The sequence below is a fragment of the Campylobacter porcelli genome (assembly GCF_002139855.1).
Lineage (GTDB): Bacteria > Campylobacterota > Campylobacteria > Campylobacterales > Campylobacteraceae > Campylobacter > Campylobacter porcelli.
In genome coordinates, this window is record NZ_CP018789.1 from 359,166 (window position 1) to 385,567 (window position 26,402).

27 protein-coding genes are annotated in these 26,402 nt (G+C 31.7%); 12 read left to right on the forward strand and 15 right to left on the reverse strand.

Annotated elements, in window-relative coordinates:
• Positions 1–54 precede the first annotated feature (54 nt).
• From CSUIS_RS01765 to CSUIS_RS01805, 9 genes are all read right to left on the reverse strand, one after another.
• Positions 55–654 (reverse strand): energy transducer TonB, encoded by a 600-nt coding sequence (locus CSUIS_RS01765; RefSeq protein WP_086296864.1) that lies wholly within the window; start codon positions 652–654, stop codon positions 55–57.
• A gap of 5 nt (positions 655–659) precedes the next feature.
• Positions 660–2,606: a TonB-dependent receptor domain-containing protein gene (locus CSUIS_RS01770; RefSeq protein ID WP_086296865.1), complete on the reverse strand. Its 1,947-nt coding sequence runs from the start codon at positions 2,604–2,606 to the stop codon at positions 660–662.
• A gap of 99 nt (positions 2,607–2,705) precedes the next feature.
• Complete coding sequence (locus tag CSUIS_RS01775; RefSeq protein ID WP_086296866.1) at positions 2,706–3,575, reverse strand: hypothetical protein; 870 nt, start codon at positions 3,573–3,575, stop codon at positions 2,706–2,708.
• A 12-nt stretch (positions 3,576–3,587) separates the two neighbouring features.
• Positions 3,588–4,580, reverse strand: coding sequence for a hypothetical protein (locus tag CSUIS_RS01780; RefSeq protein WP_086296867.1), 993 nt, complete (start codon positions 4,578–4,580; stop codon positions 3,588–3,590).
• A complete protein-coding gene (locus CSUIS_RS01785; RefSeq protein ID WP_086296868.1) occupies positions 4,568–5,203 on the reverse strand; it encodes a bacteriocin in 636 nt (211 codons plus the stop codon). Before CSUIS_RS01785 ends, CSUIS_RS01780 begins: the two co-directional genes overlap by 13 nt.
• A gap of 121 nt (positions 5,204–5,324) precedes the next feature.
• Positions 5,325–5,897 carry a C39 family peptidase gene (locus tag CSUIS_RS01790; protein ID WP_086296869.1) on the reverse strand — a complete coding sequence of 191 codons (573 nt, stop codon included), beginning with the start codon at positions 5,895–5,897 and terminating at the stop codon, positions 5,325–5,327.
• Positions 5,882–6,730 (reverse strand): hypothetical protein, encoded by an 849-nt coding sequence (locus CSUIS_RS01795; protein WP_086296870.1) that lies wholly within the window; start codon positions 6,728–6,730, stop codon positions 5,882–5,884. The genes CSUIS_RS01790 and CSUIS_RS01795 overlap by 16 nt, the downstream gene beginning before the upstream one ends.
• A gap of 169 nt (positions 6,731–6,899) precedes the next feature.
• Positions 6,900–7,511 carry a non-canonical purine NTP pyrophosphatase gene (locus CSUIS_RS01800; protein ID WP_086296871.1) on the reverse strand — a complete coding sequence of 204 codons (612 nt, stop codon included), beginning with the start codon at positions 7,509–7,511 and terminating at the stop codon, positions 6,900–6,902.
• A complete protein-coding gene (locus CSUIS_RS01805) occupies positions 7,508–8,110 on the reverse strand; it encodes a TVP38/TMEM64 family protein (RefSeq protein WP_192940198.1) in 603 nt (200 codons plus the stop codon). Before CSUIS_RS01805 ends, CSUIS_RS01800 begins: the two co-directional genes overlap by 4 nt.
• A 110-nt stretch (positions 8,111–8,220) precedes the next feature.
• Here CSUIS_RS01805 and CSUIS_RS01810 point away from each other — a divergent pair, with 110 nt between their 5' ends.
• The 6 genes from CSUIS_RS01810 (at position 8,221) to argS (ending at position 14,188) form a co-directional block, all read left to right on the forward strand.
• On the forward strand, positions 8,221–9,282 hold the full coding sequence (locus CSUIS_RS01810) for an LptF/LptG family permease (protein ID WP_086296873.1): 1,062 nt from the start codon (positions 8,221–8,223) through the stop codon (positions 9,280–9,282).
• 68 nt (positions 9,283–9,350) lie between these two features.
• Positions 9,351–10,121, forward strand: coding sequence for a flagellar biosynthetic protein FliR (fliR, locus tag CSUIS_RS01815; protein WP_086242214.1), 771 nt, complete (start codon positions 9,351–9,353; stop codon positions 10,119–10,121).
• 60 nt (positions 10,122–10,181) lie between these two features.
• Complete coding sequence (locus CSUIS_RS01820) at positions 10,182–11,723, forward strand: response regulator (protein WP_086296874.1); 1,542 nt, start codon at positions 10,182–10,184, stop codon at positions 11,721–11,723.
• On the forward strand, positions 11,720–12,331 hold the full coding sequence (gene gmk / locus CSUIS_RS01825) for a guanylate kinase (protein WP_086237766.1): 612 nt from the start codon (positions 11,720–11,722) through the stop codon (positions 12,329–12,331). The genes CSUIS_RS01820 and gmk overlap by 4 nt, the downstream gene beginning before the upstream one ends.
• Positions 12,332–12,380: 49 nt before the next feature.
• Positions 12,381–12,593: a twin-arginine translocase TatA/TatE family subunit gene (gene tatA, locus CSUIS_RS01830; protein WP_086237765.1), complete on the forward strand. Its 213-nt coding sequence runs from the start codon at positions 12,381–12,383 to the stop codon at positions 12,591–12,593.
• Positions 12,593–14,188 carry an arginine--tRNA ligase gene (gene argS, locus CSUIS_RS01835; protein WP_086296875.1) on the forward strand — a complete coding sequence of 532 codons (1,596 nt, stop codon included), beginning with the start codon at positions 12,593–12,595 and terminating at the stop codon, positions 14,186–14,188. The genes tatA and argS overlap by 1 nt, the downstream gene beginning before the upstream one ends.
• Before the next feature lie 48 nt (positions 14,189–14,236).
• On the opposite strand, the gene rsfS is transcribed toward argS, so the two are convergent.
• Both rsfS and nadD read right to left on the reverse strand, forming a co-directional pair.
• On the reverse strand, positions 14,237–14,563 hold the full coding sequence (gene rsfS / locus CSUIS_RS01840) for a ribosome silencing factor (RefSeq protein ID WP_086237763.1): 327 nt from the start codon (positions 14,561–14,563) through the stop codon (positions 14,237–14,239).
• Positions 14,553–15,101, reverse strand: coding sequence for a nicotinate (nicotinamide) nucleotide adenylyltransferase (nadD, locus tag CSUIS_RS01845; RefSeq protein WP_086296876.1), 549 nt, complete (start codon positions 15,099–15,101; stop codon positions 14,553–14,555). Before nadD ends, rsfS begins: the two co-directional genes overlap by 11 nt.
• Positions 15,102–15,160: 59 nt before the next feature.
• Between nadD and gap the strand changes: the two genes are divergently transcribed.
• The 6 genes from gap (at position 15,161) to CSUIS_RS01875 (ending at position 20,409) form a co-directional block, all read left to right on the forward strand.
• Entirely contained in the window at positions 15,161–16,156 is a 996-nt protein-coding gene (gene gap, locus CSUIS_RS01850; RefSeq protein WP_086296877.1) for a type I glyceraldehyde-3-phosphate dehydrogenase, read from the forward strand.
• 1 nt (position 16,157) lies between these two features.
• Positions 16,158–17,366, forward strand: a complete 1,209-nt coding sequence (locus CSUIS_RS01855) for a phosphoglycerate kinase (RefSeq protein WP_086237760.1) — start codon at positions 16,158–16,160, stop codon at positions 17,364–17,366.
• Complete coding sequence (locus CSUIS_RS01860; protein ID WP_086296878.1) at positions 17,363–18,034, forward strand: triose-phosphate isomerase; 672 nt, start codon at positions 17,363–17,365, stop codon at positions 18,032–18,034. Before CSUIS_RS01855 ends, CSUIS_RS01860 begins: the two co-directional genes overlap by 4 nt.
• A gap of 2 nt (positions 18,035–18,036) precedes the next feature.
• A complete protein-coding gene (gene fabI / locus CSUIS_RS01865) occupies positions 18,037–18,855 on the forward strand; it encodes an enoyl-ACP reductase FabI (RefSeq protein ID WP_086296879.1) in 819 nt (272 codons plus the stop codon).
• Positions 18,856–19,168: 313 nt separating this feature from the next.
• A complete protein-coding gene (locus CSUIS_RS01870) occupies positions 19,169–19,639 on the forward strand; it encodes a ComF family protein (protein ID WP_086296880.1) in 471 nt (156 codons plus the stop codon).
• On the forward strand, positions 19,636–20,409 hold the full coding sequence (locus CSUIS_RS01875) for a hypothetical protein (protein WP_086296881.1): 774 nt from the start codon (positions 19,636–19,638) through the stop codon (positions 20,407–20,409). The genes CSUIS_RS01870 and CSUIS_RS01875 overlap by 4 nt, the downstream gene beginning before the upstream one ends.
• A gap of 249 nt (positions 20,410–20,658) precedes the next feature.
• Here CSUIS_RS01875 and cas4 read toward each other — a convergent pair whose 3' ends face one another.
• From cas4 to CSUIS_RS01895, 4 genes are read right to left on the reverse strand one after another with little or no spacing between them, the layout of a single operon-like run.
• A complete protein-coding gene (cas4, locus tag CSUIS_RS01880) occupies positions 20,659–21,225 on the reverse strand; it encodes a CRISPR-associated protein Cas4 (protein WP_086296882.1) in 567 nt (188 codons plus the stop codon).
• Positions 21,226–21,495, reverse strand: coding sequence for a CRISPR-associated endonuclease Cas2 (gene cas2, locus CSUIS_RS01885; protein WP_086296883.1), 270 nt, complete (start codon positions 21,493–21,495; stop codon positions 21,226–21,228).
• Positions 21,496–22,452, reverse strand: a complete 957-nt coding sequence (gene cas1, locus CSUIS_RS01890; RefSeq protein ID WP_086237752.1) for a CRISPR-associated endonuclease Cas1 — start codon at positions 22,450–22,452, stop codon at positions 21,496–21,498.
• The gene (locus CSUIS_RS01895; RefSeq protein WP_086296884.1) at positions 22,433–26,254 is read right to left on the reverse strand and encodes an HNH endonuclease domain-containing protein; all 3,822 of its coding nucleotides are present in this window, start codon (positions 26,252–26,254) and stop codon (positions 22,433–22,435) included. Before CSUIS_RS01895 ends, cas1 begins: the two co-directional genes overlap by 20 nt.
• Positions 26,255–26,402: the final 148 nt, after the last annotated feature.

Below are 26,402 nucleotides of genomic sequence, written 5' to 3' on the forward strand. Positions count from 1 at the left end.
AGCTAAATTTAGCTAAAACTCCTTTAATTCTAGGTTGATAAATTTAAAAAATATTTAGCGAAGTTCAAAGGCAATCTCCATAGAAATGCTATATTTTTTATCTATTTTTTCTAAATTTGGCTTTGTGTTTTTAATAGCGTTTAAAGCTGCTTCATTTAGCAATTTATATTGGCTAGGGCGTGAGATTTTCTCATTGCTTATACCGCTTTTATCTATTTGAAACTCCACTCCCACTACGCCACTTAATCTAGCTCTTCTAGCAGCTCTTGGATAGATGGTATTTTTGGCTATTTCATCTTTTAAGGCTTTAAATACTGGATCGTTACTACCTAGTGGTATTATTTGCTCTTGGGTAGCAAAGTAGTGTTTAGCTGGTGTTTGCGTTTCTTGTGAGTTATGATCTGTTTGTTTAATTTGTGCTTTGGGAGCTGGATTTGCAGATGGTAGTTTCGTGATTTTTTCGGCGGTTTTTGGCTTTTGTGGCTCTAGTTTTTTAAAATTTGGCTCTATGCTTTGAACTAGGAAAATTTCAAAATCACTACTACTATTATCCTTGCCTAGATATATTTTGCTACCAGCTACTACAAGCCATAAAAGCACCACATATATAAGTAGCGAAAGTATAAATGATACTAGATCAAATACCCTTTGCATAGTGCTTAGAAACTAGCTTTTAATTTTATCCAAAAGCTCCTACCTGGCTCATAAACCCTAGTGGTAGCTGGAATATCTAAAGTTGCTATTGCGGCTCCATTTTTGCTAGTATGATAGCTATATAGTGCGTTATTTAAATTCATCGCTGCTAACATTACTTGGTAATTATTATATTTATATCCAGCATTTAATCCAATAGTCCAAAAGCTATCGCTATAGCCTAGGTCTTTTCCGGCGACATTGCCGTAATTCTCCTTATATCTATGTTGGCTAGCATTGGCATAAAAATCCAAATCAACAAACCACTCATTACGCACTAGCCCAGCTACAGCTTTAAATGCTAAAGGTGAGATTTGTGGTAGTGGGTCTCCATCTTTTAATCCATTTGTATTTTTCAAATTTTTACCATATACATATGATAATCCAGCACCTAATTTATAAAAATTATCAATTAAAATTTCCATATCCATCTCCCCGCCCATTAGGAGTGCATCTGTATTAAAAGCCGATGTAGTAGTGCCATAATTTAGGACAATATAATCATCAATTTTAGATAAAAATAAATTTGTGCTTAAATTTATATTTCCATCATCATAAAGAGCACCCAAATCGATTTGATGATTTTTTTCAGTTTTTAAGTTCATTCCATCAATCTTTTGAAACTCCCAAAAATCAGAAGTTCTCTCAGCTCTACCAACCCCAGCATAGAGGCTTAATGCGTCATAATATCTCTCATAACGCATAAATCCAGAGATTGGAGCTTGTATTTTAGAGCGGTCAAATATCCCTATATTATACTTATCAATCTCAACCCTATCTAGTCTTAGACCGCCAAATATACCATAATTCTCGCTGAAATACTCACTTTGAGTAAATATAGAAGTTGTGCTAATTAGAGCATTTTTATTGTAATTTTGAGAAAAGACTCTATTTTGTGCGTCAGTAGCACTAGTGGCATTTTGTGCCATTCTGCTAGAGTGCTTATCTTCTTTATAAGACCCACCGATATATGTGGTTATATCATCAAAATTTAGCTTTATTTCAGCTTTAGTGCCTATAATCTCTCTTTTTGGATTGCTAATATTATATCTATTTGGCATTGCTGGTCTTAGGCTAAAATTATCCATCACATGATCTATATAGTGGTAGTAGCCTTGTAAATTTAGAGTGTGTTTGCCTAAGACTTGCTCTAATGCAAGGTTATAAGACTCTCTTTGGAATTTTGTCCCATCCATAGCTCTATCAGCATAGGCTGCCTCACCATTGCCAAAATCCGCACTTAAGCTAATAGCACTCTCATCGTTTGGAGTTATAGTGCCAATTATAGCTCCTTGTTTGCGAAAATATTCTGAATGGACAATGTTGCCATCACCATCTTTATAATTATCACTTTGATAAATTCCGCCATTAATTTGAATACTACCAAGCTCATTACCATCTATGGCCTCGCCACTTAGCTCTTTTTGATTAAAACTACCAGCTAACATAGATATATCAGCACCATAGCTAGCATTATCTAGTCTGATAATCCCCCTATCAAAGACCAATCCACCATTAACTAAAGCCCCATATCGCACATCTTGAGGACCTTTTATTATTTTTATGGAGCGATAGTTTTGTGGTTCGATATATGTGATGGCTGTATCCATTCTACCACCGCAACCGCCTTGAATTTCAGATCCATCTATATATATAGGAAGTCTAGCCGAAAGTCCTGAGCGATATGATACTTCACTACCGCCACCACCTTTTCTAACCATATTAAATCCGCTTATATCAAGCAAGGATTTGGCTAAATCTGGAGAGTTAAGTATGGTATCTTTGGTTATTTGGGTGGTGGTAGGATTGTCTAAAATATTTTTTTCATAGCTTTGAGTTACATTTACCCTACCTAAATTCACATCTTGAGCATATAAACTTACAGCAGCACACAAAGCACAAAGCATTCTCATAAACTCTCCTTAAAGATTTATATAAGTAAATTTAATAATTATTTCAAATAGATTTATTCTCTAAATGATATTAAAATAATTATTAAATTAAACTTAGATTTACACTTTAATATTGCTTTTATTTATGCTGTTTAAAAGGGTTGTTATAGAAGTGTTATCTAAATTTTGTAAATTAGCAAATCTCTTAAAAGCGTCAGAGTAAATTTGCCTTTTGCTACTATAAGTTGCGCTATTACTGCTTTTGCCTTTTATCGGCGTTCTCTTTTCATCAGCTTGTGGCTCATTTTGTGCTTTGGCTTGGGGATTATTTGTCTTATTTTCTTCTAATTTTACCCCATTTAAATTCATATCTTTGGTTAAATTTTTGATAAATTCCATACTATCAGGACTATCTTTCCAATGCGACATAAGCTGAAATTTGACAAAATCTTTTATCTGTTTTTCTTGTGCTTCATCTCCTTTTTTATAATTCCCAGGATTAAGCGTATCTTTTATAGCGTAATCAACATCTATATATTTATCTATATTTTGGTATAGAAATATATTAAAAGCGTCCTTTTTATCTATATTATCACCTAAACTTGGCATATTTTCTAAATTCAAACCGATGTTTTCTAACTCTGATTTGCTAAAAGTTGAGTTTTTAAAATCTTTACCCAAAGCTAGATTAAAATCTATTAAAGCATTATTAGCTGTATTTTTCCAGTTGATCTTTGCATTAAACTCAACAACAAATCCTTTAAATATGCCAATTGTATTTTGAATTAAGCCTGAAATCAAAAAATTACTATCTAAGCTACTTCTATACGCACCTTTTGTAGCCCCATCGCTATGGTATTGCATCATTTGTGTTAGCAATCCAAAGTCATTTGGTGGATTTAGTAAGGTTAATTCATTCTTATCATACAAAGCTCTGTCTGCTTTCATAGAAGGGTCATATATGGGAGTAGCTGCATTTTTAATATCCATTTAATAGCCTTTTTATACCTTTAAGTTTAATTTTGCTAGTTGTTTTAATATCTCAAGCTCCGTCTTGCCATTATCAAATTCGCTTTTAATCATCTCGTAAAGCTTTTTTAGCCTCTCTGTGGCTTCATCTTGATAAGTTTTATTATTTAATGAAAAGCCTTGGATTGGTGTAAAGGGCTTTTTTGTATCTTCTTTGTTAGCTTCATTTGAATTTGATTTATCATTTTTATATTCGCCAGCTTTTAGCTCTTTGAAAATATTCACTGCATTTTTAGCATCTTCATCGCTTATATCTAACCCATATTGTATCTTTATGACATGCTTTGCCCACTGGGCTTTGAAGTCTTCTACGCTAAGGTCTGAGTCTAGTAAGGATATGGTGTGTGGTAGCTCTCCTTCAAGCTCATAAATTTGCCAAGGGCTTATTATGGAGTTGGCATTTTGTAGGGCTAACTCTTCTACTGTGTATGGCGTGGTTCTAAGTGTGCGGCTTTTTGGATTTGGATTATACTGAAGTGCTTCTATCTGCTCTATTGCTATACCGCCACTTAAATCTATAAAATCTACCAAATCCTTAATCTCTTCTTTACTAAAATTTGGATCAAGTCCAGTTATCTTGCCCCAAATGCTTACTTTATCAGCACTATATCTAGTAAATCCACTTAGCGGTCTATACTCATTTAATCCAGTTAATTTTACTCGCTCTTGATAGCTTAGCAAAGATAAATCACCGTTGATGATATCAAATTTTTGCGCATATCCATATGTGCCATCGCTATTTTTTTGATAGCCAAATGCTTTAATGACCTTCTCTTTTTGAGTTTCATTTAAATTTAATTTTAAATCCAATTTCACATCTTCTGAGCTTATCTTATATGGTTTTATGCCATCTTGGCTATTATCTAAATTTGCATTATTACCAACAAAATTTTGTATCTTATCCATCCAGTTGTTGTAATCATATAGATTACTGCTTATGGTGGCTAAATTTCCTATCTTATCCATAATCCACCTAACCTATCGGTAAAATTCTTTTCTACATTTGCTTTTATTTCACGGATAATAGGATTATCTAAACTGGTGTTTGGATAACCAACACTGCCGTTATATAAATTGATGGCTGTAGGTATATATCTAAAATATGAATATCTTTGTCCTTGTGCATTTATCCCAATATTTCTACTAACTATAAATGATAAATAATATCCTTGAGCAAGCGTATATGGTCCAAGTGCACTAGTGTATTGATAAAATCTTGCTATATTACTTTCCCAATGTGTTTTAGTTGTCTTATTTTGATAACATTCTGTAACACCCAAACCGCATATTCCAACTGTATTTGTATTTGGCAAAAAAGAAATTAATTTTCCATTGCTTGCCCTGATCGAACTTAATTCTGTCGTATCATTAGGAATTGCAATAGCCATCATTAAACCATTTGAAGAGTTATCAATAGTATATAATTGATATCCGCCTTTAATTTCTTGCATTTCTTTAGTATTCAATGTCTTAGCACCAAAACTATTGCTATTAAACATTCCATTTGTAGCAATGCTTAATAGATCGCTTGCTTTTATATTTATGGTTAATAAAATAGTCAAGAAGACGCCAATACTTAGTTTTTTCATAATTTATCCTTTCTGTTGAAGTTTTCATATTTTAGTAAAATTTATGTTAAAATATAATTTTATAATATAACTAGTATCTATATTTTATTTTAAATAAAGAATTTATATTTAGTAAATTTAATTAATTATCTATTAATTTTCCATTTAATTTTATATCGATTTGATTAAAAATAAATTGAATTTTAGGCTCTACGATCAATGCATAACCGCCATTATTGCTTTTATCCCATAATTTATAAAATTGTTCTTTTGAACTTATATATTCTCCGAAATTTGGATCAAATACTTTTATATAGTCTCCATCATAATTCATAGCAACAACAAAGTGTGGATATCTTGGATCATTTTCTATTTTTACTATTATTGGTATTTTAAAATGATTAAATATACCTCGATTAATTTGATAACCAACTGAGCGGTAACCAAGTATTTTTAATGTGCGTTGTATATCCATAAAACTTATCATATTTGTATTAACAATATTGTTTTGTTTTAATTTTTGTAATATATCATTTTCGCTATATCTTTTTACATCTATTAAATTTAAAATAGTAGCTATACTTGCTGCACCGCAAGACTCTTCATAATTTTGTCTTACAACATTTTTATTTCTTATCTCATAATATGATGAGACAATAAATTGAGAGTTTAATTGCTGAATTAGCAATAATAATAATATTAAAATTTTTGCCATATATTTAAGCTAAATATATTATCTGGTGCAGCACTTGAACCGCCAAAACTAGCGCTTATAGATAATGCGGTATCGTTGTCTACGCTATATGTAGAGCCTACACTATATGTTGGAATTGATCGTATATTTGTAGTTTTTTTGTTATTTATTTTATTGGCTGACTGAAATCTTTGTTCTATTCCCATATCTAATGTAATTTTAGGACTAAGCACTATATTTAGATCTCCACCGAATAATAAAGTATGCCCATAATCAATTTTGGCAAAATCAAAATTTCTTGATGCATTATATATTAAACCAGAATAAATAGAATAAACAACTGGATCGCTATATCCTTTTAATGTTCCTTTTAATAAAAATGATTTAAAATAAAAATGTTTACTATCTTTATTAGCTCTTTCATTTTGTATAACTGCAGATTGTAAAGTAATCATAGGTATTAAATTGTTTATTTTATCTGCTCTATAATTAAATCCGATCCAAGAAGAATCAAATTGTGTCCTAGATTCGCTCTTTGGATCAAGTGTAAAATAATTGATATACTCATTTCTTATGTAGCTTCCGCCAAATGAAGTCAAAATATCCAATTTGTCATCTATGGCATACATAAATATCTGATTCAAACTGGCTTGTTTTGTATCATCCCATACAACAGGATCGCCTTGTATAGTTATAGATGGGTAATCTGTATATGTATTTGGATTACCAGAACTAAGCAGTGAAAAAGTAGTTATACTTCTAAGACCAATTTGTCTTTTAAATAAGCTATCAATTGTTATTGGATCAGATGCTAAAGCCAAACAAGGCAATAATACAAATAATACTTTTCTCATGTTGTTATACCTTTAAATTTAATTTTGCTAGTTGCTTTAATATCTCAAGCTCCGTCTTGCCATTATCAAATTCGCTTTTCTAAAAATCTTATCTTTAAATATTGAGCTATTTTGACATAAAATATATTAAAATATAATTTAATAATATTATTAATGGTTGTATTTAAACTCAATAATATCTACTCAACATTTTAAGTATAGGTTTAGCTAGTTCTAGCCCTTTAGATCGGTGCGAAATTTGAAGCTTGATACTCTCATCAATCTGCCCTATAGTCTTATCAAATCCATCAGGAATAAACATAAAATCATACCCAAAGCCATTATCCCCAAGCTCTCTATCGATGACTTCTCCATACATAAATCCATGGACGCCATATCTGCCATATTTAGAGCCAATACCAATACAAGCAGTATAAAATGCCTTAGAGTGGCTTAAGCCTAATTTTTTTAACTCGCTAATCAATTTTGCTCTATTACTAGCATCACTAGCCCCATCACCACTATATCTAGCTGAGTAAATCCCAGGGGCAAAGCCTAGTGCTTCTACGCTTATCCCACTATCATCGCTTAGGGCTATACACTCATTTTCTAAGCCAAGCTCTTTGATTTTATCATACACAGCATCTGCTTTTATCATAGCATTTTCATAAAAGCTCTTGCCATACTCTTGTATCTCAAAGGGCTTACATATATCGCCTAAAGCCAAAACTTCAAATTTATTATAATAAGCCTTAATCTCTCTTACCTTATCCATATTATTTGTGGCTAAAACTATCTTCATCCAACTCTCCTATTTAGAATTTTTCTAACCCAAAATGCCACCGCACCCATCAAAACCACAAGGAGTAGGGCTAGCCAAAACTCATAGCTTTTATAGTTTGTTATGTTGCTTCCTAAATTTATAAATAGCACCGCACTAATTAATTTGCCAAGCACCCCGGCAATGATAAATTTAACAAAATCAAACCTCAACGCCCCAGCCATGTAATTCACAACATTATAAGGGACAATTGGTATTAATCTAAGCAAAATTATTAGACTAAATTCATCCTTACAAAATTTATTTTTAACTCTCTCAAATTTAGCAGTGTCAAAAGCCCCACTAAAATATCTTGCGATAAAATACATTATAGCTGAGTTTATCCCAACCCCTATCATCGCACAGATTAAAGCCTCCCAAAAGCCCAAAATCGCCCCACCACCAATAGCCAAAATCCCAGCCGGAAATAAAAATATAGGCAAAATTACCCAAAATCCGATATAAATCGCCCAGCCAAATTTGCCATAATCGCTCATAAATTCGCTTAAATTTTGCTGATTAAAACTAGATAAAATCACCACACAAAAAATTATAAAAAATATAAATAAAATTAATCTCATATTTTCTCTGTAAAAAATCATAATTCTAGCCAAATTTACCAAAATTTGATAATAAATTTAAGCATATTTAGATAAAATTCAGCCCAATTAATATCAAATTTGGATTTTGGATGAATCTTTTTGCTAGATATAGTTCGTTTATATATTTTAAATATTTTTTTATCATATTTATCTCTTTGATTGGATTTTATGTAGTTATCGATACACTAACTAATCTAAAAAATCTCCCAAGTAGTGCTAATTTACAGCTTATTTATGTTAGTTTGACTGCGTTAATTTCAGTTAATTATATCTTGCCAATATCTTTGGTTTTAGCGTTGATTGTAACTATGATTAATCTCATTCGCTCCAATGAATTAGTGAGCTTTTACGCTTTAGGAGTTAGTAAAAACCGCCTAATAATGCCGATTTTTACCATTGCTTTGGCTATTAGTTTTGGATATATTGGACTATGCTTTACCCAATTTGCCTATGCTAAAGAGCGTCAAGAGTCGCTTGAGGATTTTCAAAGTTTTGAGAGATTTACTAACTGGATATTTTTGCGATTTGAGAATAAATTTATATATATTGATAAGCTTTTTGGGGATAAACAAAGTGCTAAAGATATAAAAATATTTGATATGAATGGCAGTCAAATTCTATCCCAAATCATCGCTAAAGAGGGTAGCTATAAGGATAATATCTGGATTTTAAAAGATAATACTATTATCACTTTACCACAAGATATTAAGCTAGGTGGCAGTGGACTTGAGATTAAAAATTTAGATGAGATAGTCGCACTTAATAACTTCCGCCCACGCATAATAGAGAGTATAAAAAATAGCGATAATCTCTACTCTATTGGCGATGCTATCGATGCTATTAGGACTTTTAAAAACGAAAATATCAATATAACTAAAATCAAATCCACACTATACTCAATGATATTTTTCCCGCTTTTTGCCCCGTTTATGATATTGATATTATACTACTATATGCCACTTACTGGGAGATTTGCGAGTTTGGCAATTGCTAGCTTTATATCGATTTTTGTATCGCTTTGTGTTTGGGGGGTGCTATTTTTATTAGTGCGAATTAGTATTAATGGTGCAATAGCTGCTGAATTTGGGATAATTTTACCAATTATTATATTAATGCTATTTGCTGGATATAAGGTATATAAGAATAGATAAATTCATCTTATTAAGCCAAAATTTTATAAAATATAAGTATCATAATAGGCAAATTAACTAGGTGAATTGTGGAATTTGTAAATTATCTTGGGCAAGAAAATGTAGTTACATTTTTTTTACTTCTTGTTAGAACTGGTGCTTTGATGGTGTTTTTCCCATTTTTTAACCATTTACAAATTCCAGTTGTCATCAAAGCCACGCTCTCATTTATGCTTACTCTTTACTTATTTCCACTTGCCCCACAGGTAAATCTTGATGGATTAAACATTCAGTATTTGATCTTAGAGGCCTTAGCAGAGATTATGCTTGGGCTGTGTGCGGGGCTATTTTTGACCTTGGTTTTTGGTGCGGTGCAGTTAGCTGGAGAGCAAATTTCGATGATTATGGGCTTTTCGATGGCTACGGTTATTGATCCACAAAGTGGAATTAATGCTCCACTAATCTCAAATATCTTAAATTTGATTGTGTTGCTAGCTTTTTTACTATTTGATGGGCATCATTTGATACTATATTTTTTAGCTTATGGGCTTGAGTTTATCCCTCTTGGCGGATTTTATCCTGAGCAAAATATCATTAAATACGCAGCTCAAGGTATGGTAAATCTCTTTTTATACGGCTTTATCATCTCATTTCCTATTTTAGCTCTTACTTTAATGTCAGATTTAATATTTGGAATGCTTATGAAAACCATGCCGCAATTTAATCTACTTGTAGTTGGCTATCCTATTAAAATTACCATCGCATTTGTGGTATTGATGGCTATACTTGCTGTGATTGTGAAGGTTTTTACAACGCTAATGATGAAGGTTTTAAATGATTTACCAAGTTTATTTTACTAAATAAAGCAATACATAATGAAAAATTTCGTAAAATAACGCAAATTTTTTAAGGTGTCATCTATGAAAGTAATTTTGCTAAATAACAACCCAGCAGTTTCAAAGCTTATAAGTGTGAGTTTAAATAAACTAGGATATGAATTTGTAGAGATTGATAATTTAGAAACTCTAGCTAGTGATAATGCTGATTTGATTATATGTGATAGTGGGCTTTATGATAATCAGGTAGATTACTTACAATATGCTAAAAATCAGCTATTTTTACTCCCTAGAAATAGATCTGATGAGTATAATCTACCAAAAGAGCAGATACTACAAAAACCATTTTTGCCAACTGATTTTATAGATATGATAAATGGAATTTTAAAAGCTACTCCTATGGAGATTAAGCCTACAAAACAAGAGTTAAATAAGCCTAATGATGGTATAAAAATAGGCAATGAATTTGGAGAAATTCAAGATATAGATGATATGAAATTTGACTCTGGCGATGATCTTAGCGATTTTGCTGATTTTAGCGATGATGAGCTACTAGATCATGATGGTGAAATAGAAGAGAAATTTGTAGAAAATGAAGTAAAAGAGCTAAAAGATGAGGATTTAGGGCAAGCCACAGATGAAATTAGTGATGATATCAGCCATATAGATGAGATTAGCGACCATACTGGTGGGAGCATAGATGAATTTAGCGAAATTAGCGATGATGAGATCAATGAAGTCAAAGATAAATTTGCTCAGATTGATGATATTAATAGCAATGATGATATACAAGCTATAGATGAGACCAAAGATGAATTTAGCGGTATAGATGAAGTTAGTGATAATAGCGGCGATATTCAAGTGATAGATGAAGTTAAAGATGAATTTGCTCAGATTGATGATATTAATAGCAATGATGATATACAAGCTATAGATGAGATTAGCGACCATACTGGTGGGAGCATAGACGAATTTAGCGAAATTGATGATGGAATTAGCGAGATTATTGATGAGATTAAAGATGATAAAATTAAAGAAATTAGCGATGATGAAGCAATTAACACTAGCGAAATTAAAGATAATGATGATAAGCCAAGCATCCAAGATATAACAAATGAGTATAAAAATATAGAACTTGATATATCTGCATTAGATGATTTGCCAGATGATGAAGTAAAATCTGAGCCCACAATAGAGGTTGAAGAGGTCAAAGAGCCAAAAGAGATTGATGATCTAGACTATACAGAGAATTTAGATAAGCTAAGCGATATGCTTGATGAGATAGATAATATGGATTGTAAGGATGAGGGTGTGAGTCAAACTATAGAAAATGAAGCTAAAATCGCTGATTTAAGTAGCTCTTATAAGGCTAATACAATTGATGAGATAGATGAAGTGGCGATTAAAGCAGCTTTAAATGAGGATATTAGCCAAACGCTAGAAGAGACTAAGTTGGTAAAATCAGATGAAACCACTAGTGAAAATGAGAACAAAGATGAATTAGCTAAGGTTTTAGCTACACAAATTAGCGATGAAATTAGTAAAGCTTTAAGTAGTAGTGCGTTAAAAGATATATTAAAAGATATTAATATTAATGTAAATATTAGTTTTAAAGGCGATAAATGAAAGGTCAAATTCTAATAATTAGCGGTCCTAGCGGAAGCGGTAAAAGCACGCTATTGTCTCGTTTAATGAGTGAATTTGACAATATATATTTTTCTATATCTAGCACCACAAGGATGCCACGAGATGGCGAACAAGATGGGGTTGATTATAATTTTATTAGTGTTGATGAGTTTAAAAAAGGAATTGATGAGGGTAAATTTTTAGAGTGGGCAAATGTGCATAAAAACTACTATGGCACCAGTCTTGAGCCGGTAGAAAAAGCACTAAAAGATGGTAAAATAGTGATATTTGATATTGATGTGCAAGGCTTTTATCTAGTTATGAAGAAGTATAGTAGCATTATCACATCTGTATTTATAACTACAAAAGATAGATATGAGCTTAAAAGACGCCTTATAAATCGAGGTAGTGATGACGCTCAAACTATAGAAAATAGGCTATTTAACGCAGCTACAGAGATAGCTCATATCGGCGAGTATGACTATCTAATAATCAACGAAAATATAGATAAATCATATGATTGTCTAAAATCTATATTTGTCTCTATGGGCTCAAAGAGCCAAAGTTTTGATATTAATGAAGTTATAGAGAGTTGGAATGAGTGTTAAATTTAAGATTTTTAAGGTAGAATTTACAATTTAATTTAAGGAGAGAATTATGGGTAGTATGAGTATAAGTCATTGGTTGATTGTGTTGGCAATTATTGTTTTATTATTTGGTGCAAAGAAAATTCCAGAACTAGCAAAAGGCATGGGTAAAGGGATAAAAAGCTTCAAAAAAGAGATGGAAGATGATACGCCATTAGAGCAAATTCAAAAGAGCGAAGAGACAACTCAAGCCAAAAAAGATGAGTCTCAAAAGAGTGCCTAATGAGTGCCAAAGATACGCTAAAAAGCGAGATAAGCACCATTTTAGGGCGTGAAGTTATAGTAGAAAAACCAAAAGATAAGATGTTAGCTCACTATGCTACGCCACTTGCTTTTAGTCTAGCAAAAGAGTTAAGAAAGTCCCCAGTTGCTATAGCTGATGAGATGGCGAAAAAATTTAATTCGCCAAATTATGAGGTGAGTGCTGTAAATGGATATATAAATTTCAAATTAAGTGGCGAATTTTTAAATTCCCTAGCTGATAAGGCACTACAAAGTGGAGAAAAATTTGGCTCTAAAGAGATTAAAAATCCTAAAAGCATATTTTTAGAGTATATCAGTGCTAATCCTACTGGTCCATTGCATATAGGCCATGTGCGTGGTGCTGTTTATGGTGATACATTAGCTAGAGTGGCTAGACATATTGGTATGGGCGTGCATACTGAGTATTATATAAATGATGCTGGTAATCAAATAGACCTACTTGGTATCTCTATCTCTCTTAGGGCGCGTGAAATTTTGTTTAATGAAAGTGTAGAGTATCCGCCAAAGTATTATAGGGGAGATTATATTGATGAGTTAGCTAAGGAGGCTTATGAGAGATTTGGTAAGGATATTTTTGACTCCAGTCGCAACCTTGAATTAGCTGAATTTGCTAAGGATAGGGTACTTGAGATTATAAAAAAAGATCTAGCAGACGCTGGCATTACTATCGATAATTGGGCGAGTGAGAAATCTTATTATAGTGAGTTAGAGCCAACTCTTAAGCGTTTAGAAAAAAGCGGTGAAATATATAAAAAAGATGAAACAACCTATATCGCTTCTACTAAGCTTGGCGATGATAGTGATAGGGTTGTCGTGCGAAGTGATGGTCGCCCTACATATCTAGCTGGTGATATAATCTATCATAATATTAAATTTTCTAATGAATATGATACTTATATAAATATTTGGGGTGCTGACCATCACGGCTATATCGCTAGATTAAAGGCTGCTATACATTTTCTTGGTTATGATGAGAGTAAGCTTGAAGTGATTTTAATGCAGATGGTAAGCCTTTTAAAAGATGGTAAGCCTTTTAAAATGAGTAAGAGAGCTGGGACTTCTGTGCTGATGAGTGATATTTTAGCTGAGATTGGTAGTGATGCTTTGAGATTTATATTTATCTCTAAGGCTAACAGCTCAAGCCTTGAGTTTGATATTGATGAGTTAAAAAAGCAAGATAGCTCAAATCCAGTATTTTATATCAACTACGCCCACGCTAGAATAAATCAGATTTTTACAAAAGCGGGTAAAACCCCTGCAGATGTAGCTAATGTATCTTTAGCAAATTTAAGCGATGAGGGTAAAAATCTGCTATTTGAAGCACTGATTATGCCTGAAATTTTAGAAGATGCACTAAACCAAAGAAGTTTGCATAAAATCCCAGATTATCTAAAATTCCTTAGTGCGAGTTTTCATAAATTCTATAATGAAAATAGGGTTGTAGGTAGCCAAAATGAGAATGAGCTTTTAAAGCTATTTAGCGTTGTAGCGCTAAGTATCAAAGTGGCGTTAAATTTAATGGGGATAAAAGCTAAAGATATAATGGAAAATTAAGCGAATTTAAGCCAAATTAGATTAATTTCTATTTGGCTTAAGCTAGATTTACTTAGATTTTATATTTAGCTCTTTTAAGAACTCTTCGATATTGTATTTTGCTCTATAAGTCTCACTCATAAGGTGGATCATTATATCTCCTAGGTCTATTACTATCCAGTCATCGCTACTTTCTACACCTAAGAACTCCTCCCCAACTGGCTTTAGCTCACTTTTTAAATCATCAAGCAAGGCAAATCCGTGCCTTGGGGCTAAAGTGGTTGCTACAACTACAAATTTACTAAGATAATCTCTACCTTGCATATCTATAATTTCGATATTTTCAGCCTTTTTATCATCTAATATTTTAACAATTCTATTTACTCTATTTTGCATTTGTATCCTTGTAAAATTTTTTAACACTATCTAAAATAGTATTTGGAATTTGGTCGAAATCCAGCTTGGACTTAATCTTTGAAGATGAGATTTTAACATTTATATCCAGTTTTTGCAAATTTGGCTTAATTTCAATCCCATCTCTGCTAGCTACTACAAAGCTTACAATTTTATCAAGCTCATCAAATTTATGCCATTTATGCAGATTTTCTAGCTGGTCAGCGCCGATTATTAGATAAATTTTATTAGCGTTTAATTTATCTTTAAAGTATTTAACGCTATCTATAGTATAAACTGCTTTGTTTTGACGAATTTCATAGTCGCTTACTATGATTTTGCTATCTAAATTTAGCCACAAATCCTTACACCACTCAAGCCTTAGAAGCGGCGGCGCACTAAATTTACTCTTAAATGGGCTTAGAAATGTTGGAATAATGATAAGTTTATCAATATTTAAACTATTTAACGCTGATTTTACAATCATATCATGACCAAAATGCGGTGGGTCGAAACTTCCACCAAAAATGGCTATATTCAATTTTTTTTAACCTTTTTTTTAGTAAAATAAGCCCTAATTATACCCAAAAAAGGATAAAAATGGCACTTAAAATAGCAATCAATGGCTTTGGAAGAATTGGCAGATGTGCTGCTAGGATTATACTTAATAACCCAGCAGAGTATGAATTATCTATTATTAACGACACTGCTGAGCGTAAAATGACTAGGTATTTGCTAAAGTATGATACCGTTCATGGCGAATTTAATCAAGATGTAGAGGTCTTAAATGATGACTATATCGCTATTAATGGTAAAAAAATTAGAGTTTATAGCACACGAGATATAAATGATATGGATTTAAGTGGAATAGATGTAGTATTAGAGTGCACAGGTAAATTTCTAACAAAAGAGAAGTGCCAAGCCTACATCGCAAGAGGCGCTAAAAAAGTAGTTATGAGTGCTCCTGCTAAAGATGATACTCCAACATTTGTTTTAGGTGTAAATTCAGATAAATACGAAGGTCAAACCATCATATCAAATGCTAGTTGCACCACCAACTGCCTTGGTCCAGTAACTAGAGTATTAGAAGATCTTTATGGCATAAAAAAGGGCTTAATGACTACAATCCACGCCTACACAAACGGCCAAAGTCTAGTAGATGTAAAATGTAGAGATTTTAGACGCTCTAGAGCAGCAGCGGTAAATATGATCCCTACAAGCACAGGAGCAGCAAAGGCTATGAAGTTAGTAATGCCTAGCCTAGATGGCAAACTTCACGGACAAAGCGTTAGAGTTCCTGTGCCAAATGTATCGATTGTGGATTTGACCGCTGTGCTTGAGAAAAATGTAACAAAAGATGAGCTAAATAGTGCATTTGTAGAGGCTAGTAAGGGTAGTTTAAAAGGCATTATGGCAGTAGATTTTGATGAGAGGGTTAGTGGAGATTTTATCACTTCTAGCTACTCAAGTATAGTCGCAGCTGACCTTACTCAAGTAATTTGTGGAGATATGATAAAGGTAATGGCGTGGTATGATAATGAGTGGGGCTATAGCAACCGCTTAGTAGAGATGGCTAAATTTATAAGTGAGAAGTGATATGAGTGAGATAATTTCTATAAAAGATATTGATTTTAAAAGTGGTAGCAAAGTTCTTGTAAGGTGTGATTTTAACACTCCTATGGATGAATTTAATAACATCACAGATGATAGGAGAATTCGCTCAGTTATCCCAACTATAAGATATATTCTAGACCAGGGTTGCTCTGTGATTTTAGCAAGTCATTTAGGACGCCCAAAAAATGGCTACGAAGAGAAATATTCACTTCTACCAGTGGCTAAAAGACTTGGTAGATTGATGGATAGAGAGATTAAATTTGCTCATGATGTAATCGGTCATGATGCCAAAGAAAAGGTAGAAAAATTACAAGCTGGAGAGATATTATTATTAGAAAATTTACGCTTTGAAAAGGGCGAGACAAAAGATGATGCAAATTTAGCTAAATCTCTTAGCGAGTTAGCTGATTACTTTATTAATGATGCGTTTGGCGTGTGTCACAGAGCGCACTCTAGCGTGCATTCGATTACTAATTATTTTGATAACGAGCATAAAGCGGCTGGATTTTTGCTGATTAAAGAGATTGAATTTGGCCAAAATCTAATCCGCCATCCAAGTCGGCCATTTGTCGCAGTTACAGGCGGATCAAAGGTAAGTGGTAAGCTACAAGCCCTAACTAATCTACTTCCACGCATTGATAAGCTCATCATCGGCGGCGGTATGGCATTTACATTTTTAAAGGCTTTGGGTGAGAATATCGGAAACTCACTTTTGGAAGAGGAGCTTGTAGAAGAAGCGGCAAATATCCTTAAAAAGGGTCGTGAGCTAGGAGTTAAAATTTATTTGCCAGTTGATGTGGTGGCAGCTCAAAGCTTTAGCAATGATAGTGCGATCAAGTATGTCCCAGTCCAAGAAATTCCAAATGGCTGGATGGGGCTTGATATTGGGCCAGCTAGCGTGAAGCTATTTAAAGAAGCTATTGCTGATGCTCAAACCATATGGTGGAATGGGCCTATGGGGGTCTTTGAGATGGATAAATTTAGCAAAGGTAGTATAAAAATGAGCCACGCTATTGGCGAGAGCTTTGCAACCACAGTAGTAGGTGGTGGCGATACGGCCGATGTGGTCGAGAGAGCTGGAGATACTGATGAGATGACCTTTATCTCCACTGGTGGTGGAGCTAGTCTTGAGCTTATAGAGGGCAAGGAGCTGCCTGGAGTTAGAGTGCTTTTAAGAGAAGATGGTCTATGATTTATGCTGCAAATTTAAAATGCAACTACACAAGAAGTGGTTTTTTGGAGTATGCAAGGGTATTAGATAGAAATATAAGCGATCAAAGCGTGATGGTATTTCCGCCTTCAAGTGCGTTTTTAGAAACTAAGTTTAAATTCACTCAAGGAGCGCAAAATTTCTACCCAGCTAAAAGTGGCTCATTTACCGGTGAAATCGGTAGCGATATGCTAGATGAGTTTGGTATCACTACCGTTTTAATAGGGCATAGCGAGAGAAGGGCTTTGGGGGAAGATGAGCCATTTTTAAAAGCAAAATTTGATTTTGCTAAGCAAAATGGCTGGGATATTATCTACTGCATTGGTGAAGATGATATAACTCATATGAATGGTAGCACAAAAGAATTTTTATGCGATCAGCTTGAAAATATCGATTTAGAATATGAAAATTTAGTAGTAGCTTATGAGCCTATTTGGGCTATTGGGACTGGCAAGAGTGCTAAGGCTGAGTTTATAGCTGAAATTTTGGATTTTATCTCTACTAAAACGACAGCGCCACTACTATATGGCGGAAGTGTAAATATCGCAAATATAGATGATATCAAAGCTATAAAAAACTGCGATGGTGTTTTGATTGGGACTGCTAGCTGGGACGCTAATAAATTTTTAGAGATTATCAAAAAGGATTAATAATGATATTAGAAGGCAAAAAGGGATTGATAGTTGGCGTAGCAAATAAGATGAGTATAGCCTATGGTATCGCAAAAGCGTGTAAGGATCAGGGGGCGAATTTGGCATTTACATTTTTAAATGATGCTATTAAAAAGCGTGTTGAGCCTATCGCAGCTGAGCTTGAAAACCCTTATTTATATGAGCTTGATGTAAATAATCAATCCCACCTTGATACTTTGGCTGATAAGATAAAATCTGATTTTGGCGAAATTGACTTTATCGTTCATGCTGTGGCTTACGCTCCTAAGGAGGCTTTAGAAGGTGAGTTTATCGATACTTCCAAAGAGGCCTTTGATGTGGCTATGAGTACTAGCGTGTATTCGCTTATTAGTCTTACTAGGGCTGTTTTACCGGTGCTAAAAGAGGGTGGTTCTATCTTGACTCTTAGCTATCTTGGTGGGGCTAAATTTGTGCCGCATTATAATGTAATGGGTGTAGCTAAAGCCGCTCTTGAGAGTTCAGTTCGCTACCTAGCTCATGACCTTGGAGCTAAAAATATTAGAGTAAATGCCATCTCAGCTGGTCCGATTAAAACTCTAGCAGCTAGTGGGATAGGCGACTTTAAGATGATTTTACACTGGAATGAATGCAACGCCCCATTAAAAAGAAATGTTAGCATAGATGATGTGGGTAAAAGTGGAATGTATCTTTTAAGCGACCTTGCTAGTGGTGTAACTGGCGAAATTCACTATGTAGATGCTGGGTATAATATAATGGGAATGGGCGATGTGGCAGTAGATCAAAACGGTGCTACCATTCTTGCGTGGGATAAGAAGTGAATTTAAAAATATTGAGTTAAATTTTTAAATTAGATTTGTATATAAATTTAAAACTAAGTTGGATATATTCTTTAAAGTAATAGTCTGAATTTGCTACTTTAAAGAATTGTAAAATAGTTAAATTTATTTAGAAATTATTAAGATTTTAAGCAATAAAGCCTGATTAGCAATGCATAAAAATAGGGGTGGATTTTATGGAGTATTATACATTAAATGGAAATTAGAAAGGCGGATGGGCGTTAGATTTGCACACTATAAGTAGTGAGCCTTTAGGGGGGGGCGTTATAATACTACACATACAGAAATAGGTCGTATGATTTACGATTTAAAATACAATAATTTAATCTCTCTTGATGACAAGATAAAATTAGCTGAAAAGTTAGCAACCATCGCTGTTGATTTTTTAAATAGTAAGATTATGGTTGCTCCATATATATGGGTTATAGTACCAGCTCCAGCTTCAAAAGATAGAGAAATACAGCCGTTGTATTTGTTGGCTGATAGAGTGGCTTATTTGCTTAATAAAGCGATTGATTTTGACTATATTAAAAAAATAAAAAATACTGATGAATTAAAATCCATAGATGATCCAGATGAGAGAGCTAGAATTTTAAAAGATGCTTTTAGATGCGATAAGAGATATAAAAATAAAAAAATTTTACTAATTGATGATTTGTTTAGAAGTGGTGCTACTTTAAACGAAATTACAAAAACACTTTATACACAAGGTGAAGTTAATAATGTGTATGCTTTATGCTTTACAAAAACTAGGAGCAAAAGATGAATAATGAAAAAGTTTTTATTTCTGGGTCAATATCTATAAAAAAATTACCCGATATAGCTAAAGAAACCTTAGATAAAATAATTTATAATAATTTTGAAATTTTGGTTGGAGATGCTGCTGGTATAGATACATTAATTCAAGAATATTGTAATAGAAAAAATTATGATAATATCACAGTATGCTACATAGGTGATGAACCAAGAAATTTGGTAGATCCAGATTTTAAAACAAAAAAAGTAAATATTCAAGAACAAGATAAAACAGAAATAGAAAAATTAACACGAAAAGATATAAAAATGACAGAATACTGCACTTATTCTTTTGTAATATGGGATGAAAAGAGTAGCGGCAGTTATGAAAATATAATGCGTGCATTAAACGCAAAAAAATTTGTCAAAGTATGTTTGACAAAATCTCAAAAGTATTGTAATTCAAAAGAAGATAATTTTAAAAATAATATTGAAAATATATACACCGAGAATACAGGAATTAAAAAAGAAAAATTTATTGAATTGCTTAGGCAATCAAATCCTGATAACCCAAATTTGAAAAATACTAAAAAATTTAATGAGTTTTTAGTAAAAAATAAAATAGTTAAAAAAGATGAAAATGACAAATATATCCCAGCAGATGAATACAAAAAATATTTTATTGAAAAACGATCCAAAGGAAAATTTGTTAGCTATAATTTTACAAATAAGTTATACGCAACTATAGAAGAACTTATCAAAAAAGACCATCCAATCCAAAACTCATTTGATAATTTTTAAGGATTTATTAATCAACAGTTTCAAACCGAGTTGGTTTATGGTATAATTGGCAAGAATCAAATTTAGCCTATTTTATGGGTATTTGGTAGCGGTAAAGGGGTTTAATTTCTCCACTTTTAAAAAATTGCTAAAATAGGCAAATTTGTGGAAAAATTTAGATAAATCCTACTTTGCAAATTATACTACAAACCAACTCTTTAGCGTTCACATAAAGGTATTAATAGACCTGGGCAACTGCACCCCAGGTATCTACTCTCTATCATCGCAATAGTTCTTAAATTCACACTGTATACACGCTGCTATACTAGCATTACTATGTGGAAAAATCTCTTGATCTATCATCTTTTTAATACTGTTTATAACCTTATCAAATTTGATTAAATCATCATTTGTAATATCAAATATTTTAAATTTAAGATTATTGCTACAAATCAACATTATTTTAGAAAACGGCTTATTAAGATATTTACTGGCTAATATTGAGTATGCTATGAGCTGCATTTTGGCTCCAGTGCTTAATATGGGTTTATTTTGATTTTTATATTCTGCTACTATAATTTCATCTTTGCACTCTATTACTAAATCTGCTATACCGCTCATAGATAAATCTTGTAGATATAAATTATTATATACTTTTATAATTGGTAGTTTAAATTTAAGAAATTTTCTACTTTTAAATAGCTCATTTTGTCTATTATGGTATTGTGTGCCTAGGCTGACATACTCTGGATATAGTGGCTTAATATCACAAAATGTATAAAAGTATAAAATTCTAGGGCAAAATATAAATTGCCGAATATGACTTATTAAAATCATCTAAATAATCTCATATGATTTACTCTTAAAATACTCTTTACTATAACCTAAGGTATCATCGATATCTAAATTTACAGAAGTTATAATAGCCTTATCGCTCTTTGAGCAATGTCTATGCAAAAGTGCTTTAATAGCGATTTTATCAGCTTTGCTTAACTCGCCATAAAAGACTGATTTTTGCACAGGCAAAAGATTAAAATCCTTTAATCTCTCAAAAAGCTTGGTTCGGTTTTTATTATCTTCTATATCATAGCAGATTAAATATCGCATTTACCACCTAAATATATAAGATTTATACCTAGTATCGCCGCAAAAATATGCTGAAATTTTATAAATTTGACGCTGGATAATGCTCTCTAAGGTGAGCTTTTTATGGTTGTATATCAATTTTTTGTTTAGTGAATTTAATATATTTGATGCTACTAACTTTTTTATTTGCATATTAAATTCGCCTTTTAATAGTGAGCGAATTTTGATGATATTTCTATCTACGACAAAACTTCTATACTCCTCCATAATATCCAGTGCTAAAGATGGTTTGGAGCTTCGCATAGTGTGTAAAACCCCAAAATATGGATTTAATCCAGCATTTATTATACTCTTATAAACTATATTTAACAGTATGGCATAGCCGTAATTTAACGCTTGATTTGTGATTTCTGTGCTTTCTTTTTTAGTGCGATGCTCAAAGCTATCAGGCAAAAATGAGTTAAGCTTAAGAAAATCAAAATATCTACTAGCGGCATTTGCTTCTATGGTGAAAATTTCATTTATATCTTTTATTTGTAAGTTTCTTAGCATATTGATCGCCTTATCCAAGCTTTGAATAGTTATATCTTTTGACCTAAATTCTTGATTTCTAGAAAAATATAAAATAGTCGAGCGTTGATTTTTAATCTTACCAATTATTAATTCTTTGGCTAAACTTAACCCCTTGGCATTTTCTTTAGAGGCAAATTGTTGCTTTAAGATATTTACCCCTTTGTGCTCATATAGAGCATGTGTAGCGCTAAATGTGTTGAAATTTTGAAAAAATATCTTTATTCCACGCATACTACAAGCAAAAATCAAATCGCTAGAAATAGTTATGCCATTTGAATTTATAGATATAGTTTTTAATGTTTTAAGGGCTATCTCTTTTATAATCTCTTTGTTTTGATATATTATAATTCTTTGAGATTTTAATCCTAAAAATAGCCCAAAACTATTAAGAACTAGATGTTTCATCGATTAAATTATCTATCATTATTTTTTTATTTATAGCCGATGTTTGTTTTACACAGTATGCGATTATTAGACTATCTTTTGTATCTTTAATTATAGTTATTTTCTTATCTCTTGGCTCTCCTAGTAGCTCTTTAAATTCACCATTTAAATATTTATCTATAAACTCATCACGACTAGTTTGGTCAAGTAAATTATAATCTCCAATTTGGCTTTTATCAAATTCAACCTCTATATCGTGTCTATTAGCTTGAGAGATTATAAACTCAAGTTTTGTGATGGCTGATGGGAGATTTTTAGTTATTGGAAGTTTATAAATTTGCTTTATATTTTTAGATTTTAATTTAATTATATTTATAATATCTGCTATTTTACAAGGCAGTATATTTTTGCTAAAAAATGGAATTTTGATTATATTTTTATTATCTAAATCTATATATGTTTTAGTAGCTATATCTGAATTGCTAAGTCCAGCATATCCGCCATTTTTCCTTATAATATATTTAGAACTTGTTTTTATAGGCAAAGAGTAGATTATACGAGATCTGTTTCTACTTCTTTTGGCTTGTTTGGTATAAAAACACTCTTTAAACAGCTCTTTTATCTCTTGATGTTTTAATATGTTTTTACCATCTTTTATCTCTATAATCTTGCTTTCATTAGCTTGTAAGATATGGTAGAATTTATCAATATTTTTTGTTTTTATTTTTTCATCTGGAGTTTTTAGCTTATTTTCATTGGTAAAAAACATACTACTTTTATCTTTATCTTTTATAATAGCAAATATATCTTTTCGTATATAAAAAGATAGATGATTATCTAGAAATTTGAGTTTATTTAATAATTTAATATCGCCATCATTAAAGGCTTTAAATAATAAATCAAAAACTTTATGTGTGCTTATATAAAATTTACCTGATTTAAAATCACTAGTTATAGCAACCTTTTTGCCATTTTCTTTAGTATGCAAAAGCCCAAGATCAAGCAAGATATTAAATTCTTTATCTTTTAATATATTAGTATTTTCATAAACTAGCGAATACACACCATCATCAAATAGCTTTTTACGAGCTATTTTATTAGAGTTTAATTCTAGATATTTTTTACTTTGCATAGTTATTTTATTGCTATACTCTGGCCTAATATGATTATAATCATACTTAAATTCACGCTGACCTTTTGAGTTATTTATAAGTTTGCTATTAGCGTAATAAAATACTATACTAGCATCAATGCAGTGGCTATGACTATCTTGAATTTTGGCTTTTTGTAGCTCTTTATCTTCTTTGCTTAATTCATTTCTGATTGCACTTACTAGTTCTGCATTGATGAAATTAACGCTAAATTCGATATCGCTACTTAAATTTAGTTTAGCTAACCTATCTTTTATCTTTTGTATTAATATATTTACAAATCTCTTTTGAGTTCCATTAGAATGCGTTTTTATCCTATCTAATTTTAAAATTTCAAGTGCTTTATTAAAACTATTTGAACCCTTGTAAAATAGAGCATGTCTAAGGGCAATTTGCTCAAAGCTATTAAGATTATCGTAATTTGTAAATTTATTTATATCTATATTTTTTATCTTATCATCTATAAAATGCTTAAACTCATCAAGATTTTTAATTTTTATAATTTTATAGATTGACTCTAGGTAATCTTGATGTAAATTTTCTAAGGTGTAGTTTTGATTGCCTTTTTGTAAGTTGGCTGTAGAGCTACTACAAATAAGATTTGCCTTAGAGTTGTATAGTGCCTTTGATCGTGGTAAAATATGGTCATATTCACAATTAGTAAGATCTATCTTTTGACCTGAATATGGACATATTAGATCCTTTGGTTTTTGGCGTTTGCTTATTAATTTTAAATCATAAGCGTTATTTTCAAAGCTAAATTTATTCATCTCTACATTAATATTTATACGCTTAATATCTTTTAAGCTTTCAGTCTCTATCGCAGTGCTAATCTCGTAAGCTAAGCGATTTAGATACATCTCAATTTTGCCATTTATAAGCCTAGCTGAATTAGATGGCAAACGGGTACAAATAGCCGTTTTTGAGCCGGAGCGAATTAAATTTTCTAGTGTATGACATTTGCAAGTTTTTAAAAAACCACGATTTTTTTCATCATATATTATCTCGCCTAATTGACTTAAATAATTTATATTTGTGTTTAGATTATTTTGATCAAGCGGAGTTTTAAACTCAAAAATTTGATTATGATTGCTTATATTTTGGATAACTTTTGGGTATAATTCTAAAATGGATTTTATATCTTTATCGCCGATTTCATCGCTATTTAGCTTATGATAAAAGCCATTTTGATAGCTCTTTTTTAATTGATTTAAATCTTCAAAAAATCCTTTATAACTCTTATTTCCCTTAATCTTATTTTCTAGCATAAATTTTTCTAAATTCACCAAATCATCATTAGTAATATGCCTACCAAAAAGTGCCGAAACTAACTCACTCTTATTTCCATTTTTATGAGGTGTATTTTTACCACATGGGATTAGTAAATTAGCAGATATTATCCCCTTTTTAGCATTATCTACTTCATCATAATACCGCTTAGCAAAATCTTTAAATTCCCTTAATTCATCGCTATTTAGCCTAAATGTATCAGCAAAGATTTTTGGATTATTATCAAGAGTTCTTGGATATAGACTTGTATCCATTAGACTATCTTTTGATACATCTAATATTCTTTGGAGATATTTGGCTATATCGCAATCTTTTATAACGCTTGCTATCTGGCCATTTTCATCTCGCAATATATGCACAAAATCATCGCTTTTTAAAATTTTATAAGTAGCACTAAGCAAATTAGCAGTGATTTTATCGCTATTTATTTGTAGCGTATTACACTTTTGTGGATTTTTGTTTTTACGATTTTCATATGGTGGAATAGTGATTATAGGGTCAATGCTCTTTAGATACTCTAATGCAGATTTTTGATTTAGAGTATTTAGCATTTTTTCTTTATCGCTCTTTTTATCTATATACTCCATATAGTTTATATTTCTTATTAAATTTATCTTAAGTTTTTCATCATCAAATTCAGCATTAAATTTAGAGTTAAAATATCTTCGCAAAACTCTAGTTTGCAAATTTGAGATATTTCCTACAAAATTATAAAATTCATTTAAATTATCAAATTTATCGCTTTTTTGAGTTATAAATTCGCATTTATTATTTATTATATCTTTAATATCTTTTAGATAGCTAGTGCGGTGTTTATTATTTTTAGAAATTTCATTGCGGATACTTTGAATTAAGCTAAATATACTCTTACTAGCCTTTAATACATTTTTATTGCTCTTATCTATGCTATTTAGAATACAGCTTTGAGTATCTAATATCTCTAAAATTTCGCTATTTGAGTGATCTACAACCACCTCGTTTAATATTTTTTCAAATTCATCCTTGCTCTTACTAGCCCCAAATATATATCCATCTAATTTGCTTAAAAATTCCGCCACTTCATCATCTAAATTCTCATCAAATTCAATATTATGATAATTAAAGCCACGATTTTTAAAAAGCCCATAAATCATCTCTATTTGCTCTTTATTTAGCATTTTAATAGGTAAAATCTCGCCAATAAGCCTAAGAATAAATCTATCCCTATCATAACTGCGCCTAGTATGGCGGCGCGCTGTTCTATCGCTTTTAGAAAATTGTAATTGTTTATCAAAATATAGATTAAATGCTTTTTTATAAAGTATAGAATCTTCATCGGTATTTACTATAAATACGCCGTTATTTGCTGCTCCCATATCCACATTTATAGATAATTCACGCATTTAAAACCTTTAAAAATACTTATGATGCTTTAAATAAATTTAGTCTAAAAGGTCATAAATTTGATAAACTACCTGGGGTGCCAAAGGCAGTTGCCCAGGTCTATTAATACCTTTAGGTGATTTCAAACGCTAAAGAGTTGATTTGTAG

Excerpts from the sequence above, each read along its gene's own strand:
- CSUIS_RS01855 (WP_086237760.1), top strand. The coding sequence starts at position 16,158 with ATGAGTGAGATAATTTCTATAAAAGATATTGATTTTAAAAGTGGTAGC.
- CSUIS_RS01765 (WP_086296864.1), bottom strand. The coding sequence starts at position 654 with ATGCAAAGGGTATTTGATCTAGTATCATTTATACTTTCGCTACTTATA.
- fabI (WP_086296879.1), top strand. The coding sequence starts at position 18,037 with ATGATATTAGAAGGCAAAAAGGGATTGATAGTTGGCGTAGCAAATAAG.
- tatA (WP_086237765.1), top strand. The coding sequence starts at position 12,381 with ATGGGTAGTATGAGTATAAGTCATTGGTTGATTGTGTTGGCAATTATT.
- CSUIS_RS01790 (WP_086296869.1), bottom strand. The coding sequence starts at position 5,897 with ATGGCAAAAATTTTAATATTATTATTATTGCTAATTCAGCAATTAAAC.
- cas2 (WP_086296883.1), bottom strand. The coding sequence starts at position 21,495 with ATGCGATATTTAATCTGCTATGATATAGAAGATAATAAAAACCGAACC.
- CSUIS_RS01870 (WP_086296880.1), top strand. The coding sequence starts at position 19,169 with ATGATTTACGATTTAAAATACAATAATTTAATCTCTCTTGATGACAAG.
- CSUIS_RS01795 (WP_086296870.1), bottom strand. The coding sequence starts at position 6,730 with ATGAGAAAAGTATTATTTGTATTATTGCCTTGTTTGGCTTTAGCATCT.
- gap (WP_086296877.1), top strand. The coding sequence starts at position 15,161 with ATGGCACTTAAAATAGCAATCAATGGCTTTGGAAGAATTGGCAGATGT.
- CSUIS_RS01775 (WP_086296866.1), bottom strand. The coding sequence starts at position 3,575 with ATGGATATTAAAAATGCAGCTACTCCCATATATGACCCTTCTATGAAA.
- CSUIS_RS01820 (WP_086296874.1), top strand. The coding sequence starts at position 10,182 with ATGAAAGTAATTTTGCTAAATAACAACCCAGCAGTTTCAAAGCTTATA.
- CSUIS_RS01800 (WP_086296871.1), bottom strand. The coding sequence starts at position 7,511 with ATGAAGATAGTTTTAGCCACAAATAATATGGATAAGGTAAGAGAGATT.
- cas4 (WP_086296882.1), bottom strand. The coding sequence starts at position 21,225 with ATGATTTTAATAAGTCATATTCGGCAATTTATATTTTGCCCTAGAATT.
- CSUIS_RS01875 (WP_086296881.1), top strand. The coding sequence starts at position 19,636 with ATGAATAATGAAAAAGTTTTTATTTCTGGGTCAATATCTATAAAAAAA.
- cas1 (WP_086237752.1), bottom strand. The coding sequence starts at position 22,452 with ATGAAACATCTAGTTCTTAATAGTTTTGGGCTATTTTTAGGATTAAAA.
- CSUIS_RS01785 (WP_086296868.1), bottom strand. The coding sequence starts at position 5,203 with ATGAAAAAACTAAGTATTGGCGTCTTCTTGACTATTTTATTAACCATA.
- gmk (WP_086237766.1), top strand. The coding sequence starts at position 11,720 with ATGAAAGGTCAAATTCTAATAATTAGCGGTCCTAGCGGAAGCGGTAAA.
- CSUIS_RS01780 (WP_086296867.1), bottom strand. The coding sequence starts at position 4,580 with ATGGATAAGATAGGAAATTTAGCCACCATAAGCAGTAATCTATATGAT.
- CSUIS_RS01860 (WP_086296878.1), top strand. The coding sequence starts at position 17,363 with ATGATTTATGCTGCAAATTTAAAATGCAACTACACAAGAAGTGGTTTT.
- CSUIS_RS01805 (WP_192940198.1), bottom strand. The coding sequence starts at position 8,110 with ATGAGATTAATTTTATTTATATTTTTTATAATTTTTTGTGTGGTGATT.
- rsfS (WP_086237763.1), bottom strand. The coding sequence starts at position 14,563 with ATGCAAAATAGAGTAAATAGAATTGTTAAAATATTAGATGATAAAAAG.
- CSUIS_RS01810 (WP_086296873.1), top strand. The coding sequence starts at position 8,221 with ATGAATCTTTTTGCTAGATATAGTTCGTTTATATATTTTAAATATTTT.
- argS (WP_086296875.1), top strand. The coding sequence starts at position 12,593 with ATGAGTGCCAAAGATACGCTAAAAAGCGAGATAAGCACCATTTTAGGG.
- CSUIS_RS01770 (WP_086296865.1), bottom strand. The coding sequence starts at position 2,606 with ATGAGAATGCTTTGTGCTTTGTGTGCTGCTGTAAGTTTATATGCTCAA.
- CSUIS_RS01895 (WP_086296884.1), bottom strand. The coding sequence starts at position 26,254 with ATGCGTGAATTATCTATAAATGTGGATATGGGAGCAGCAAATAACGGC.